Origin of the sequence: Psychrobacter sp. TB15 (genome assembly GCF_000511655.1) — a bacterium.
Lineage (GTDB): Bacteria > Pseudomonadota > Gammaproteobacteria > Pseudomonadales > Moraxellaceae > Psychrobacter > Psychrobacter submarinus.
The window spans coordinates 52,976-70,102 of record NZ_AYXN01000023.1 but is presented as its reverse complement, the minus strand read 5'-3'; the positions used below and the strand labels follow the sequence as shown (position 1 = coordinate 70,102).

Here is a 17,127-nt window from a genome sequence, read left to right as displayed (position 1 = left end):
ATGTCTAGTTATAACTTATAAACAATAGTTTTTTTGTTGCTATCATTCAAAAACATTAGTATGGTGATTAATAAACGCTATTTATGCTGAGCTATTTAACCCAACTAGCCGCTACACTCTAACCACAAGTACAGTGATTACAATCGACAGGTATGTCTCTATGCGCAAACTCAAACTCCCTACCCGTAAACACGCTAAACCCTCCTCTACTCTGCAAATCTCTGATAGCGACAACAACGATAACGCCAACCTAGACATGACTGCAAAAACCAATACCTCTCTTAACACCCCCATCGAGCAAACGCGTTGGAATGGCTGGGGCAATGTCAATATCAATAAAAAAGTCTCACCGCATGGCGCAAAACTGATCAAATCGCATATCGGCAAAACCAAAAAACTTCCTTCGGTTAGTCTACAAAAAGTACTAAAAACCGTACCCAAATCGCGCCTACCTGCCGCTATTACTGACCTTGATATCGTCTCTACTGACCGAGAGATCAGACTCAGACACGCACGTGGGCAAAGCTTCCCCGATTGGATCGCGATGCACAGCGGCGACTTTGAAGTCTTCCCTGACGGCGTGGCGCACCCAAAATCGACCGCTGATGTCGAGCAGTTATTAAAACTTGCCCAAGAGCACGATCTGATTGTTATTCCTTTTGGCGGTGGTACTTCCGTAGTCGGACATATCAATCCGCAACAGGGCGCGCGCCCGGTATTGACTATCGCCATGAGTCAGATGGATCGGCTGATGGATTTGGATACCGAGAGTCAAATTGCTACTTTTGGTGCCGGTACGCAAGGGCCAGCGGTCGAGGCACAATTGGACGAGCACGGTTATCGCTTAGGTCATTATCCGCAGTCGTGGGAGCTATCGACGCTTGGCGGCTGGATTGCGGCGCGCTCAAGTGGTCAGCAGTCCTTGGGCTATGGTCGTATCGAGCAGATGTTTGCTGGCGGCACTTTAGTGACCCCGCAAGGCGTGCTAGAGATTGCTGACATTCCTGCATCCTCAGCAGGGCCTGATTTGCGTGAGATGATGATGGGTACTGAAGGCCGCGTAGGTATCTTTACCGAAGTCAAGATGCGCGTGCAATCACAACCTGAAGAAGAGCTATTTAAAGTGGCGTTTTTGCCGAATTGGGAAGCGGGCAAAGCGGTACTCAAACAAGCGGTGCAAAACAATGTTCGCCTCTCTATGCTACGCCTAAGCAACGCGGTAGAGACTGATGCACATTTGCATCTAGGTACGACGCCAAGCCAGTTTTTAGCGATTAGCACTTATCTAAAAGCGCGCGGACTCAGCTCAGATAAAGTGATGCTCACTTATGGTTTCTCAGGCGATAAAGCACAGAATAAACTAGCAGTGACGCAGTTTAATAAATTGTTAAAGCAAAATGGTAGTGTCACGGGTAAAATCACTAATATCATGGGTAGTGTTTGGGCGCACGGGCGTTTTAAATTCCCATATCTGCGCGGTACGCTTTGGGATAAAGGCATTATGGTTGATACCTTTGAGACCGCTACCAACTGGAGCCGTATTGACGAGCAAATGGCACAGATGCAAGACGCGGTAAAAACCTCGCTCGCTGATGAGGGTGAGGAAGTGATGGCCTTTACTCATATCTCGCATGTCTATAAACAAGGCGCGAGTCTATACACCACTTACTTCTTCCGCGCCGCCAAAGATCACGCGACTACCTTACAGCGCTGGCAGAAAATCAAACATGCGGCCAGTATGAGCCTTACCCATGGTAAAGCCACCATTTCACATCAGCATGGCGTTGGCCGCGATCATGCCCCGTACCTTGCTGCCGAAAAAGGTAAGCTTGGGATTCAAGTGACTCGTGATATGCTAAAAAGTCTAGATCCTGAGCAGCGTATGAATCCAGGGGTATTGCTTGAAGATTAATTTTAATTAAGAGCTTTGTTTATAGACAGTTTAGTGGAAGAGCGCTACAGCGTGACTGATATTTGTTTTGCGCCGCCTCTGTCGGCGTAGGCACAGCACGCAAAAAAATGAATATCAGTCGCGCATCACAATATAACGTATCTACTTTATTTAGTAACGACTATAAGTTAAACCTTCTAGATAAACTACTTAGCTTAAAATTAATTAACAATTAAGATGAGTCTTCTATGACCCAATTCACACAACGCCAGCAAGCACTCGCGCCCCTAGCACGATCTGAACCTTGGGATATGCTCATTATCGGCGGCGGTATCACGGGTGCCGGCATTGCCCGCGAGGCAGCAAGGCGTGGCCTTGCCGTATTGCTTATCGAGCAAAAAGACTTTGCTTGGGGCACCTCCAGCCGCTCAAGCAAAATGGTGCATGGCGGCCTGCGCTACATTGCCTCAGGCGATTATAAAACGACACTGCTTAGCGTGCGTGAGCGTGAACGTATGCTAAGCGAAGCAGAAGGTCTAGTTAACGAGATGCATTACGTCATGCCGCATTATAAAGGCAAGTTTCCGCCGCCGTGGATCTTTAATACCTTGCTGCGCGTCTACGACAAGATAGCGGGCAAACGCTACTTTAAATACTTTAAAAAAGACGCTTTTTTACGGCTAAACCCTAATATCAAGCAAGATAAATTTTTGGGTGCCAGCCAGTTTAGCGATGCGATCACCGATGATTCGCGACTGGTCATGCGCGTACTTGACGAAGCCATTCATGACGGCGCGCACGCTATTAATTATCTCAAAGCCGAGTCGCTCATCACTAATGAGCAAGGCTTAGTCGTCGGTGCAACTTTAAAAGACACGGCGTCTAAAGACAGTGACAAGACTTTGGACGTTCACGCCAAAGTGGTGGTCAGTGCCACCGGCGCTTGGGCCGATACCTTACGTATGCAAGCCCGCGAGCAAACTGAGCAAAGCTTCAACAAGCAAATACGTCCCTCACGCGGTAGTCACTTAGTCGTCAGTCAAGAGCGCTTACCTACCTCGCAAGCCTATACCTTTTTGCATCCTGCTGATAAACGAGCGGTGTTTGTCTTCCCGTGGGAGAACCGTACGGTACTTGGCACCACCGACTTAGATCATCCGCCACTTAATGACGAAGAAGTCGGTATCACTAGCGCAGAGGTCGATTATCTACTAGCAGCAACTAACTCATTGTTTGATGATACCGATCTCAATCGAGAAGATATCATCAGCACGTGGGCAGGCGTACGACCGCTGATCTCTGATAGCGGTGATGGCAAACGCGTCAGCCCCAGTAAAGAGAAGCGCGATCATAGCGTCTGGCTCGATAATAATCTCGTGACCGTCAGCGGCGGCAAGCTCACCACCTTTCGCCTGATTGCGCTTGATGTGCTGGCAAAATGTCAAGAAGTGCTCGACCTTGATGACTCTGCTACTCAAAACTTAAAAACGAATAGCGATCAAGTCTTTAACAATCCTACGCCGACTCATGCCAAGTTTGCCACTTTACCAAAACTCTTACAGCAGCGCTTGCAAGGATTTTATGGTCTGCAGCTCGATAACTTATTAGCGCTAGCACATGACGATGATTTGGCTTATGTCACCGATAGCAACACCATTTGGGCGGAGATTCGCTTTGCAGCGCGCTTTGAACAAGTCATACATTTAGATGATTTACTACTGCGGCGGACGCGCTTGGGGTTGATCCTACCGCATGGCGCAATGACACCTTTGATTAGTGCCAGACTGAAGCAAATTTGCCAGCAGGAGCTGGGCTGGGATGAGCAAAAGTGGCAACAAGAAGTCGCTCGCTATAGCGAGTTATGGCAGCGTTATTATCATTTGCCTGCAGCTTAGTGCTTTTTATACCTACATTTAAGATACTTTAAGAGTTATGCTGTGCGGCTGGTATAAATTTTCCTTGCTTGCTGTGCGACTTCGTCACTTTTCGATGCTGCGCAACTATCTCAAAAGGAGCATCCCAGCAGCACATAGCAAATGTGTATCAGTTTTAACTAGAACTGAGTATAGTTAAGGACGACTATGACCGATAATTCTGCAAACCCGATTTATTTCTTAGCTATCGACAACGGCACTCAAAGCGTCCGCGCGCTGATATTTGATGAGTTTGGCAGCGAGATCGCCAAAGCCCGCGTACCTATCGAGCCGTATTTCTCCGAGCAGCCCAATTATGCCGAGCAGCACGCCGACTACTATTGGCAAAAGCTGACAGAGGCCTGTCAAAAGCTCTGGCAAAGCTGCAAGATTAAACCTGAGCAAATCACAGGCGTCAGTCTCGCTACCCAGCGCTATACTATGATATGTCTCGATAAAGACATGCAGCCGCTACGCCCCGCTATCGTTTGGATGGATTTGCGCCGCGCTGAGACTGGTGATATCGGCTTTCTTGGCCCGCTTACCAAACTCATCGGCATGGGCGAATTAGTCAAAGACGCCCAGCAAAAAGCCCGCTGTAATTGGCTCGCGCAAAACGAGCCTGAGATATGGGCACAGACCGCACACTACGTCAATCTCTCCGCCTACCTCACCTATCAGCTAGTAGGTGAACTTATCGACTCAAATGGTCATTCGGTCGGCTATCTGCCGTATGACTACAAAGCGCAAACATGGCTCAAACCCAACACCCTGAAATGGCGGCTGTTTAGCTGTACCCCCGAGCAAATGCCCAAAATCATCCCACCAGGCCAAACTCTCGGTGAGATAAGCGCCAAAGCTGCCAAAGTCACAGGTATCCCAGAGGGCACACCGATGATTGCCGCCGCCAGTGACAAAGCCTGCGAAGCCCTAGGCGCAGCGGGACTGTCCGCCGATACCGCATGCCTTAGCTTTGGCACCACCGCTACCATCAACACCATCTCCCCCGACTATGTCGAGATTCTCAAACACATGCCCGCCTATACCGCCGCCGCCCCGCATTACTACAATCACGAGTACATGATTTATCGCGGCTTTTGGATGGTCAGCTGGTTTAAAGAACAATTCGCCCATTACGAACAACAACTTGCCAAAACCCAAGGCATCGATACCGAAAAGCTCCTTGACGCCGCCGTCAAAGGCATTCCAGCCGGCAGCATGGGACTCATTATGCAGCCCTATTGGTCACCGGGCGTGCGTCATCCGGGGCTTGAGGGCAAAGGCGCGCTTATTGGCTTTGGCGATGTGCATACCCGCGCCCACGTCTACCGCGCTATCTTAGAAGGGCTGGCTTATGAGCTTAAACTTGGCTTTGATACGATTGAAAAGCGCACCGGCAAACCCATCAAACACCTGCGCGTCTCAGGCGGCGGTTCGCAAAGCGACGCCGCCATGCAGCTCACCGCCGACATCTTTGCCATGCCCGCCTACCGCCCGCACACTTTTGAAGCCACTGGCCTCGGCGCGGCCATCAACTGCGCGGTGGGTCTCGGCGTCTATCCCGACCACGCGACAGCAAGCGACGCCATGACCCATTTAGGCGACGAATTCGTCCCGATTGAAGCCAACGTGCAACTCTACAAGCGTCTGTATAACGAGGTCTATCTGAAGATGTACGAGCGCCTAAAGCCGTTGTATCAGAGCATTCAAGACATCACAGGCTACCCCGCCAAGTAATATGCACAAGTTCAAGGTGTCGGCTATTGGGAGTGGTTAGAAGGTGGGATGATTGTGGCTAAAAGGTTATGGGAGCCGATCGCGCCTTCTGCTTGTATCTGTACCCCTAAGCGTGGCGGGCACTAAAGCTAGAGGCGTTCCAACATTCGAGCGACCCCCCTCTAGCCAAGTGCCCGCAACCCGCTTAGTCGCACAGTATACCGCGTCAGTCACGGCTAAAACGCTCCCCGAGGCGACTATTGTTAGTTTCCTAGAACGTGCAATTGTAATCTTGTAGTAAGCACTTTTTGCCCCATTAGATTGCCTTTCGGCCTTTTAGCTTTCGGAACTTTTACTACTATCTGTGCATTATTTAAAGCGCCTAATAGATTTCGATTTTCTTCAGTGTTTGCAAATTCAACCTCTTCGCCTTTAGCTAACCTTCGATAAGGATCATCCAACAAACTCAACACCTCTACGATTGCCTGCTTATTCAAATAATTAATTTGCTTTAGAAGCAAATTCTTAAGTTCGCTTGAGTCTGCATATTTAATAAGCTGCTCATAAATAGAAGAGGGCATTTTATCACTTTTATATATTTCAATAACTTGTTCACGAACCGTTGTACTATCTTCTATTAAATCAATAGCCTCGGTTTCAGCTAGTGTTTTTTTATCTTTATTACTGACACTATTAGAACCAAGTAATACTTCAACGTCTTCCACACGGAGTTTAATATAACCTAGGTCTTCAATTATCAATTTATGATACTTGACTAAAAAGGCTTCTATGACTTTGTTTGATGTATGCTCTTTAACTTGATTCCAGTTATCAGGTGTTAAACTTAGCTTACCGAGACCAATTAGAGATAGAATTTTTTCTTGATTTAAGTATTCTAAGCTTGCGTTATTCCAGTCTCCATCCGTAATCCTAATTAGATTTTTGTATGCTTCATCACTTAACTCATTACATAAAAAAATATTTTTATCGAACTCAGCCTTAGTATCTTCCCAGTCTTCAATGCCTAAAATATCTGATTCAGTGTAATTAATCATTTGTAAATAACTTTGTCCATTCTCCAAGAATTTGACGAGCGAACCGTCTATCTCCCGATAAGCACCTTGATCATCCTGATCTTCATAAGACTCAGAAAAATACTTAAAAACGTTTGACCATGAGTATTGGACTTTTAAGCTGCCTATGAGATATTGTTGAATTCGATAGTTTTTGACTGCACCTATATCTTTGATCTTAGTAGAATTGAGGTCAATAAATTTTTCTGTTATCGAATTGCGACTATCAAGACCGTTGAGAGCTTTAATATAGATATCTTCATCTTCATGATATGAAGTATTATCATCCGCGTCTAATAAAATAACTCTTATATATTCTGATAGATTTTCAGACCAAATATCTTCAACTAAATAGTTGATTTCAGAATCACATATTGTTGTTAATGGTGCGTTTTTAAGCCTATTATCTAGTTCATCTAGTGATAGTGATAAATTACCCATCAAGGCAGCCTTGATTACATCCAACTCGACAGAAAAAAATCCTTGTTCACCAAGCCAGTTGAATAAATCAAGGTTTGTAGCATCTAGGCGAGAGAACTTAGGTTGTATGGAAAGACTGAGCTGTTTGAATTTTCCTTCATTCTTTGAAAGGGAGTTCATTACAAAATCAATATAATCGTTCCTTTGTGATAAAAATATATTAATTTTTTCAGATAGATAGCTAGACGTATCTAGAATATCAATACCATATCTGATAATTTTTGAGTAATTATTAGTTGTCTGTTCGTCTTCAATATCATCTAGTATCTCATCAAAAACAGTATCATCTTGCTTTATAAGTATAGGAATGAGTAAGCTTAGATAACTGACGTCCTTATTGAACAAAATAGCTAAAAACTCAATTGAGATATCTGATTTATCACATATTTTTTGTATGAAATTTTGCTTATGCTTTATAAAACTAGTAGTTTCCAACAAATATCCCAACATGCTAATATTTAAAACACTAGATGTACTCATCTCATCTTCTGATAAGTAACTTAATAACAGTTCGCCTTGATGAGTTAACTCTAGTTCAAACTTAGGCATTTGACGTCCATTGACAACCATCGCATAGTTCTTATCTGATCTCGATATAGAAGACTCAAAAAACAAAGAAATATAATCAGGATAGTTCTCGTTAATATAGCCATTTATAATAAAAAACATCAACTGTTCAGGAATATCTGGTATTTCTTCATCTTGAAGTAACTGCTTTATATCTATATCTTGAAGCAGTCTTTTTATCGTCTTATTTTTAATAGTGTAAAGCTTATCCTTGAGTCTGCTTAAATTATTAGATATCTGTTTTTTCTCCTCGTTGGTTTTAGCTCTTATAATAGCTAATCGCTCACTATAGATAAGCTGCGAATTAATTGAATCCTCAACATCCGAAAAAGACACACCACTAGAATCAAACCAGTAATGGCTACTATTTTCGGCGCTAAATTCAATTTTTTTATTTTTTAAACTTTCAAGCTTTAAAAATAAATCTTCGTCATATTTGTCAATATCAACCGGCTCACCATCTACCTTTATGTATTTAACCACATCATGTTTCTTGCGAATCAAACTATTTAAATAGTAGCTATAAACAGCATTAAGCTCATCAATAGACAATAGCATCTCATTTGAAAGCTCTAACTTTCTTCGTTCTAGTTCATGGATCTTTTCAGTAATTCCCGCTATCTTTTTATCTATTAAACTGTTTTTTACATTATTAAATATATCGTATATCAGACCTCTGTTTGAATTCAGTTTTGAAAAATCATTTGGATAGTAGTTTTTATATACAATTATAGCAAAAACTTGGTTCTTATCTAGCTGTAAATATTTTAAATGATTATCATAGTCTTGATACTCATTTAAAATATTTTTCACCAGTCTCATATCATCAAAATATAAACAAGTATTCCTTAAAAAACGTTTATCTATATCTTTTACCACTTCTTTATAGTTCTTTTGGATTAAGTCATACGCATTTGTTGGATTAATGATCGGAATAATAGGTATGATATATTCAAAGAATTTACTTCTTTCATTGTCAGTAAACATATCGTCTTTAATAGCATATATAAAAACCACTCTATCCTCACAATACTTGTTTATCATAGAGTTGAGTTCGCGTAGCCTTACAAAAATTTCGTTATTATTGAACCGATCTAAATCTTCGATAATGACAACATTTTTTCCAGTAGCCTCAAAAAAATATAAAATTTCATCTAAATGATCGTTAAGAATAGACTTATCTTTTTCATTCTTTATATTAAATTCTGAGTTATGAAAGCTAAGCTTAATCTCAGATAATTCAAAAGAGATATTCAACAGCTTGTAAAGTAATAGTATAGAACATACTAAAAAAAACCAAAATGCCAATTCTGGTAGCCAAGTAGGTAGGGAGTATATAGCTTCAATATAACCAACCTTATCAAAAACTATTAATCCACTTATAACTAGTATTATCACTGATAAGGCTGTAATCCTGTTGGTTAAGGCATTACCAGTAATTCTTTTAAATCTTGATAAGGGAATTTTATTTTGAGGTACAGCATAAAAGAACTGTTGTAGTATGCTTCTTTCTATAAGCTGAATCTGCTCAGGCGTTAACTCCTCTTTTATTTTTATATTATTATCGTTTTCATCAATAGTATTTAAGTCTTTGTTATCCGATAAGGTATCCTTATTAACCTGAAAAGAAGAAAGAGAAATATCTAAAAATTCCCATTGACTATTTTCTTTATATTTTTTCTTAAAGGTATTTAAGACACTACTTTTCCCTGAACCATATATTCCTGTTACAGCTATATTGAAGACACTTTCTTCATTCAGTGCAGATATTAATCTATTTTCATACCTTTCATAGCTCTCTTTTCCTTCTCCTTCATCTAAGTTATTTAAAGGAGATAGAGAATGAATTTGATGTTCATTCTCTACTTTAGAATTACTGATTTTTTCTAATTTTACTCTATGGTTGAGTATTATTTTTTCCACTAATTGAATTTCCTTTTTCAGGGGTTTGCTATAGAATTTCAAAGAAAGGTTTAATTTCACTGCGTTACAAACTTAGCCTTATAAAAACACTAAGTCTAAACCCCACCACTAAACACAGCATAAACCCGATTCAACCCCTCACGCAGCAGTGCCTCAGGACACGCCACATTGATACGCATTTTCAGATGACCCTCGCTACCGTATTTAATACCAGAATTTAGCTCAACTTTCGCCGCGCGCAGTTTGTTATAAAGCGCCTGATTGTCCTCACCGTATGCCGAGCAATCGAGCCAAATCAAATACGACGCCTCAGGACGCATGACCTTAATATCAGGTAAATGCCCTGCTAAAAAGTCTAACGTAATCTCAATATTTTTCTCAATATAAGCCAGCACCTGTTCAAGCCACTCTCCCCCTTCTTCATAAGCGCTTTGCATCACCGTATAAGCAAATAAATTCAGCTCATATTCATCATTTAGCTGCTGCTGCTGACTGATTTTTTTGATTAAAGCGTCATCTTTGGCAAAGATCATTGAGCCTTTGATACCCGCCACGTTAAAGGTTTTGGTCATGGAGGTCAGGCTGACCACCTTGTGCTCGTAACCTGCCGCTTCTGCTAGCTTTAATAAAGGCGTAAATTTATGACCAGTCAAGGTTAAATCTTGATGAATCTCATCACTGATGATGGCGACATCGTGTTTTTGACACAGCGCCAGTAGTGCTTTAAGCTCATCAATAGTCCAGACGCGCCCGCCCGGATTGTGCGGATTGCATAATAGATATAGCTTAACTTTATGCTCGATAATTTTAGCTTCGATATCTTTTAGATCTAACTGATATTTTTCATCGACTTCTTTTAACGCAGACATCACAAGCGTGCGCTTATTTTGCTTTACTTTAGTCGTAAACGGCGTATAAATGGGATCATTAACTATTACCGCATCGCCTACCTCGGTGAATATCTGCATCATCAGCGCTAGACTTGGCACCACCCCTGGCGAAAATAAGATATTATCCTGTGTCAAATCCAAGCCATAACGATTGCTATGCCAGTTGATAATCGCCTCATACAAAGCAACAGTCGGTTTGGTATAACCCAAAATACCGTGATCTACGACACGCTGCACACTATCTAAAACAGGCGGCGCGGCTCTAAAGTCCATATCGGCGACCCACAGCGGAATGGTATCGTCACTATAGTGCCATTTAAGTGATCCCGTATCGCGTCTATCGATGATTTCGTCGAAGTTATATTGCACTGGTATTGTCCTTGGTCATACGGTTAAAGAAAGCTTTACATCATGCGTTCGGTAGCGTTACGAGTCTCTACCTACCCTGAAACTCAGGCTCGCGGCGCTCAACCATCGCCATCGCACCTTCGCGAGCATCTTCTGAATGAAATAAATGCGGTAGATAACCATGAATATTAGCCAGCGCTGACTTTGCGCCATTACGGCTGGCATCTTGCGCCGAGGATAGCAGCCCTTTTACCCCAAGTGGCGCGGCGCTGCAAATCTCTTTGGCAATCGTTAGCGCGCGCTCGTACTCTTCACCATTGGGTACAACTTCACTGACTAGGTTTAGTTTATCGGCGGTTTGTGCGTCAAAGTTTTTACCTGTCAGCAAGTACGGCATGGCTTTTTGCCAGCCTGCCGCCGCGACAAAGCGTACCGTCGCCCCGCCAAACGGCATGATACCGCGCTGCACTTCCATTTGGGCAAAGTTGCAATTGTCGCTTGCGATAACCACGTCACTGTTAAGCATCAACTCAATTCCCGCGGTAAAGCAGGTGCCTTGTATCGCCACCACGACAGGTTTGGTGCGCAGCTTACCGCCGATACCCCATGGATCGATTTCCTTATCATTAAATTCAAACGCGCCTTTATTCCATTTATCTTGCAGCTCCATCAGATCAAGACCAGCGGTAAAGTGCTCGCCATGTGCGAAGATGAGCGCACAGCGTAGATTATCGTCGTTCTCATAATCTGTTAACGCCTCGGAGAGTTGTTTGATCATATGGCTGTCAAAAGCATTGCGTTTGTCGGCGCGATTAAGCCCGATGAGACAAATGTAGCCGTCAGTTTCATAAGTGATGCGATTGCTTGTATCGTTTTGGGTGGTCATGGTTATATCCTTTTTAGGTTTGTCGTTATCGTAGGGTGTGATCTCATTTTTAAAATAATGCTACTGACTTTTAATATAGACAGCCTTACCCTATAACACAAGATGAAAAGCACTAGCATCGGTAGCAGTTGACCTTAAAATTAATAGCTGCCACTATTATTAATCTTACGATACTCCTTAGTAACTACTAGAGCATTTTATGGAATTTTGGCACGGCTTTTTACTGATCACCAGCGTTCACTTACTGGCGGCTGCCTCCCCTGGCCCTGACTTTGTTTTAGTTTCACGTGAAACTTTAACCAAAGGTCGACGTACCGGCTTGATTTGTAGCTTAGGGATTACCTTAGGTTTAGCTGTCCATATTATTTACTCGGTATTAGGACTGGCGGCAGTGATAGCGCACTCGCAGCCACTATTAACTGCTATCAAATGGTTAGGCGGCGCTTATCTTATTTATCTAGGTTGGCAAGGAATTGGCGCTAAACCCAAACAACCAGTAGAAACGACCACTTTTACTAATAATGATAATAGCAACAGTAATAGCAATGTTACAGATAAAACTGAATCTAGCTTTGCTACTCTGCGCCGTGGTTTTTTTTGCAACGTTTTTAATCCCAAAGCGCCAGTCTACTTTGTCGCTATATTTACTTTAGTATTATCACCCGATATTCCACTTTGGCAACTCTCTATCTACGGCGTATGGATGATGGTATTACAGATGGCCTGGTTTAGCACGGTGGTGATGCTATTGTCGATTCCTGTCATCCTCAAACGTTTTCAGCGTTTTGAGCATTGGATAGATCGCGTACTCGGTACAGCAATGATTGTATTGGGCTTAAACCTGATCTTCCGTAGCCGATAAACCATTTAGCGTTGATGAAATCTGCTAAACTAGACGGTTATCTTCAGACTTTATAGCCTACTACTATGACTAGCAGACCAAACCCTAATAAGCCCCATACAGCGCATAGAAACCGCTCGCCTGCGACCGCCAAAAAACTTGGCAAGCTGCATCCGCGCAACCCGCATCAAGGTCGCTACGACTTTGCTGTATTGACCCGCGCGCTACCTGAACTTGCCGATTACACAATTACCAACCCGAAAGGCGAGCCAACGATTAATTTCTCCGACGCCAAGGCCGTACGCGTGCTTAATCAAGCACTACTCGCACACTATTATGGCGTCAAGTTTTGGGATATTCCTGAAGGTTATTTGTGCCCGCCGATTCCTGGACGCGCCGATTACATTCATTATATTGCCGATTTGTTGGCGCAGACTACTCATGTGAGCGAAGACAATACGCCACCTACAGGCAAAGATATTCATGCACTTGATATCGGCACTGGTGCCAGTGCTATCTACCCTATTGTTGGCAGCCAAAGCTATGGCTGGCGCTTTACCGCGAGCGACATCGATCCGGTCTCAGTGAATACGGCGACGGTAATTAGCCAAGCCAATCCCAAGCTCAAAGGCGCGATTAAGATCAAACTGCAACCTGAACCTAAGCATATCTTTAAAAATATTATCGGTCGTCAAGACTACTTTGACGTCGTCATATGTAACCCACCTTTTCATGCCTCATTAGAAGAAGCGATGCAGGCCAATAGCCGTAAACAGCATAATTTGCAGCGCCATCGCGGCAAAAACGAAAGCGCGCAAATCAGTCGTCACTCTACAAAGTCAGGCAATGCCGCGCAAAACCTTAACTTTGGCGGTCAACATAAAGAATTATGGAGTGAGGGCGGCGAGATTGCTTTTTTAAGTAATATGATAAGAGAAAGCCAGCAGTTTGCTGCACATGTAGGCTGGTTTACCAGCTTAGTGTCTAAGTCTGAAAACGTGAAACCTTTACAGCAACTACTAAAAGATCTTGATGTGGCGCAAATGCGTATTATTGAGATGAGCCAAGGTCAAAAGAGCACGCGGGTCTTAGCTTGGCGTTTTGATACTGACGAAGCGTAATTATTGCTAAAGCGTAATGCTAGCGTTTCACGTGAAACAATGAAAGCCACTATAATTCTTTATAGCGGCTTTTTATATGAGTATTAAATAATGTCTCTATTTAGCTAAAAAACATGACTCTGAGCCCAATCAAAACCAATACGATGCCGCCGACTGCTTCTGCTTTATCTTCAAGATACGTACCTGATTTTTTACCTAGATAGATGCCGATAGCGCTAAAAACAGCTGTGACAATCGCAATGATTACACACGCTAGCCACGCATTGAGCGCCAACAGGTTAAGTGTAAAACCAGCGGCCATCGCATCGATACTGGTGGCAATCGCTAGGGTAAACATGGTGCGATGACTGATGTTTTTCTTTCGGCTATCGTTTATAGAAGCCGCTTCATAATTTACTCGTAGCCCCTTATCTACGCTCTCTTCCTCATCTGCCAAAAAGACTTCATAGAGCATCTTGCTACCCAGTCCGATAAGAATAAATCCACCGATCCAAGGCGCAGCAGCAGCCAACCAACCTAACAGTGCCGCTCCCAGCAAATAGCCGATAAGTGGCATCACACCCTGCGCAATACCAAAATATAACGCCGCATAAATAGCCAAACGCAAGGTATAGCGTGGGTTTTGTTGTTGGGATTTAGCGCCCAGTCCTATCGACACCGCAAAAGCATCCATCGCTAGCGCAATAGCGAGTAACAGTACTTCGATCATCTGATGTCCATCAATTAGAATTGCCAGCTTATGACAATTTACTTATAAAAGTTTCACGTGAAACAAACTTATTATTAAAAAATACCGCCTTGGAAACCAAAGCGGTATTTTATATTTAATGTAAACGCTAAACCTTAGATATCAAGGTTAGAGACCGTTAATGCGTTTTCTTCGATAAAGACGCGGCGCGGCTCGACATGATCACCCATTAGACAGGTGAACATATGATCGGCAGCGATAGCATCTTCGATGGTGACGCGTAGCATACGGCGATTCTCTGGGTCCATCGTCGTGTCCCAAAGCTGATCAGCATTCATCTCACCTAGACCTTTGTAGCGCTGGATAGCTAGGCCGCGGCGCGCATCGAGCATCATTTGCTGCCAGAGGTAATCAAAATCGCGTATCGGAATATCTTTAGTAGTACCACCACCCGCTTCACGGCGAATAAAGGCGCTATCTTCTAACAAAGTATTCCACTCCGCTGATAAACGCAGCAGCTTGCTATACTCACCCGAGTTGATAAAGCTAGCATCGAGCAAGTAATGATGCGCCAGCTGATGCACATACACCGTGATACGCGGTAGCCACTGGGCCTTGGTCGATAAGGCATCGCTATCAGCCGCCTCACTCTCATCAGCAGTCAATGCGGGGGTCATACCCAGCAGATCAGCGGCAGCAGCGTCCATATTTTCTGGTTGCGGCTCATGGATATTGACCAGTTCAATCTCAGGGCTTAGCTCATCACCGAATTGATTCAGCTGAGTTTGTAGCTGCGCCTGCCACTCCTGCATCGCTGACTTATCATAAGTCATGTCTGTGCTCAGTTTCGGCGTATGCGTTAGCGCATCTAACAGCGTCGCTGGGAAACGAATTTGCAAACGAGCTTTAATCAGCTGCGTTTGGTTATAGTCGTTAAGCAGTGTCTCAAGCGCTTGACCAGTAATCGCTGGCGCGTCTTCAGAGACGTGCAGCTTGGTATTATCAATCGTTGAGGACAATAGATAAGCTTTTAGTGCTTCATCGTCCTTTAGATACAGCTCTTGACGACCTTTTTTCACTTTATACAATGGTGGCTGTGCGATATAAATATAACCACGCTCAATCAGCTCCGGCGTTTGACGGAAGAAAAAGGTCAGCAGTAGCGTGCGAATATGTGACCCATCGACGTCAGCATCAGTCATAATGATGATTTTGTGATAGCGAACTTTATCCGGATCATATTCATCAGGTCCGATACCACAGCCAAGTGCGGTGATTAAGTTACCGACTTCAGCTGACGATAGCATCTTGTCAAAACGTGCGCGCTCGACGTTCAAGATTTTACCTTTAAGCGGCAAGATAGCCTGAGTTTTACGGCTACGACCTTGCTTTGCCGATCCCCCCGCAGAGTCACCCTCCACGATGTAAAGCTCTGATAGTGATGGATCTTTTTCTTGGCAGTCTGCCAATTTACCAGGCAAACCTGCAATATCTAACGTAGTCTTGCGGCGCGTCATCTCACGTGCCTTGCGGGCAGCATCACGAGCTCTAGCGGCATCGATAATCTTATTGGCAATCGCTTTAGCCGCGCTTGGGTTTTCAAGCAAATAATCATTAAACTTATCATGCATCGCCGATTCGACTGCTGACTTGACTTCGCTCGATACCAGCTTGTCTTTGGTCTGGCTAGAGAATTTCGGATCAGGCACCTTCACTGAGACAATCGCACTTAACCCTTCTCGTGCATCATCACCGCTGACCGCGACTTTTTCTTTCTTGAACAGATTTTCGCGATCCATATAGCTGTTTAGACCACGCGTGAGCGCTGAGCGAAACCCTGATAAGTGCGTACCGCCATCACGCTGCGGGATGTTATTGGTGAAACAAAACACCTTTTCGTTATAGGTATCTGTCCATTGCAGCGCCACTTCGACCGCGATACCGTCGTCTTGCTCACTGGTAAAATGAAAGACCTCATTGATGCCTTCTTTGCCTGCGTTAATATAGCTGACAAACTCAGACAGGCCGCCTTTATGCTCAAACTCATGACGCTTATCGATACGCTCATCAGTCAAGACAATGCGCACCCCTGAGTTAAGAAAAGACAGCTCGCGTAAGCGTTTCGCTAAGATATCATAATCAAAAACAGTACCAGTAAACACATCACTACTGGGATAAAAGCGGATTTGGGTCCCTGTCTTATCCGTAGCTTCCATCTGCTGGATTTCACTGTCCGGCACACCATCAGTATAAGTTTGGCTGTAATGGTAGCCTTCACGCCAAATATTCATTTCAAGCTTTTTGGATAGGGCATTCACTACGGACACCCCTACCCCATGTAGACCGCCTGAGACCTTATAGCTGTTGTCATCGAACTTTCCGCCCGCGTGCAGCACCGTCATGATGACCTGCGCCGCTGACACGCCTTCTTCAGGGTGAATATCTACAGGTACGCCGCGACCGTTGTCACTGACACTGACCGACTCATCTTCATGAATGATAATATCAATCTGATCACAGTGACCGGCGAGCGCCTCATCGATAGAGTTATCGACAACCTCAAACACCATATGATGTAAGCCAGTACCATCATCGGTATCGCCAATATACATGCCAGGACGTACGCGCACCGCCTCAAGTCCGCGTAAAACACGGATGTCCTTGGAGCTATAATCAGAGGGCAAGCCTTCAGGGGTTACAGTATCAAGCGTATCAGTCTCAAGCGTACTGTCTAAACTGGTTGTATCCAACTGCTCGTTATCGATAGGTAATGAATCACTCATGTGCATT

The 17,127-nt window shown here is 43.9% G+C and carries 10 protein-coding genes; 5 read left to right on the top strand and 5 right to left on the bottom strand.

The window, feature by feature from the left end; genetic code table 11:
- Window positions 1-160 precede the first annotated feature (160 nt).
- The 3 genes from W234_RS0105020 (at window position 161) to W234_RS0105010 (ending at window position 5,541) form a co-directional block, all read left to right on the top strand.
- Window positions 161-1,912, top strand: coding sequence for an FAD-binding oxidoreductase (locus W234_RS0105020; protein WP_025645345.1), 1,752 nt, complete (start codon window positions 161-163; stop codon window positions 1,910-1,912).
- Between the two features lie 227 nt (window positions 1,913-2,139).
- On the top strand, window positions 2,140-3,786 hold the full coding sequence (locus W234_RS0105015; RefSeq protein WP_025645343.1) for a glycerol-3-phosphate dehydrogenase/oxidase: 1,647 nt from the start codon (window positions 2,140-2,142) through the stop codon (window positions 3,784-3,786).
- A gap of 186 nt (window positions 3,787-3,972) precedes the next feature.
- Window positions 3,973-5,541, top strand: a complete 1,569-nt coding sequence (locus tag W234_RS0105010; RefSeq protein WP_025645341.1) for an FGGY-family carbohydrate kinase — start codon at window positions 3,973-3,975, stop codon at window positions 5,539-5,541.
- 242 nt (window positions 5,542-5,783) lie between these two features.
- Here W234_RS0105010 and W234_RS0105005 read toward each other — a convergent pair whose 3' ends face one another.
- The 3 genes from W234_RS0105005 to W234_RS0104995 all read right to left on the bottom strand — a co-directional run bounded on the left by W234_RS0105005 (window position 5,784) and on the right by W234_RS0104995 (window position 11,687).
- Complete coding sequence (locus tag W234_RS0105005; protein ID WP_198013340.1) at window positions 5,784-9,563, bottom strand: P-loop NTPase fold protein; 3,780 nt, start codon at window positions 9,561-9,563, stop codon at window positions 5,784-5,786.
- A gap of 95 nt (window positions 9,564-9,658) precedes the next feature.
- Window positions 9,659-10,822 (bottom strand): MalY/PatB family protein, encoded by a 1,164-nt coding sequence (locus W234_RS0105000; RefSeq protein WP_025645337.1) that lies wholly within the window; start codon window positions 10,820-10,822, stop codon window positions 9,659-9,661.
- Between the two features lie 67 nt (window positions 10,823-10,889).
- Complete coding sequence (locus tag W234_RS0104995; protein ID WP_025645335.1) at window positions 10,890-11,687, bottom strand: crotonase/enoyl-CoA hydratase family protein; 798 nt, start codon at window positions 11,685-11,687, stop codon at window positions 10,890-10,892.
- 199 nt (window positions 11,688-11,886) lie between these two features.
- Here W234_RS0104995 and W234_RS0104990 point away from each other — a divergent pair, with 199 nt between their 5' ends.
- Window positions 11,887-12,549: a LysE family translocator gene (locus tag W234_RS0104990; protein WP_025645333.1), complete on the top strand. Its 663-nt coding sequence runs from the start codon at window positions 11,887-11,889 to the stop codon at window positions 12,547-12,549.
- A 65-nt stretch (window positions 12,550-12,614) separates the two neighbouring features.
- Window positions 12,615-13,649 carry a 23S rRNA (adenine(1618)-N(6))-methyltransferase RlmF gene (gene rlmF, locus W234_RS0104985; RefSeq protein ID WP_025645331.1) on the top strand — a complete coding sequence of 345 codons (1,035 nt, stop codon included), beginning with the start codon at window positions 12,615-12,617 and terminating at the stop codon, window positions 13,647-13,649.
- Between the two features lie 100 nt (window positions 13,650-13,749).
- Here the strand turns inward: rlmF and W234_RS0104980 are convergent, their stop codons facing one another.
- Entirely contained in the window at window positions 13,750-14,358 is a 609-nt protein-coding gene (locus W234_RS0104980; protein WP_025645329.1) for a manganese efflux pump MntP family protein, read from the bottom strand.
- Between the two features lie 134 nt (window positions 14,359-14,492).
- The gene (gyrB, locus tag W234_RS0104975) at window positions 14,493-17,120 is read right to left on the bottom strand and encodes a DNA topoisomerase (ATP-hydrolyzing) subunit B (protein WP_025645327.1); all 2,628 of its coding nucleotides are present in this window, start codon (window positions 17,118-17,120) and stop codon (window positions 14,493-14,495) included.
- Between the last annotated feature and the right edge of the window lie 7 nt (window positions 17,121-17,127).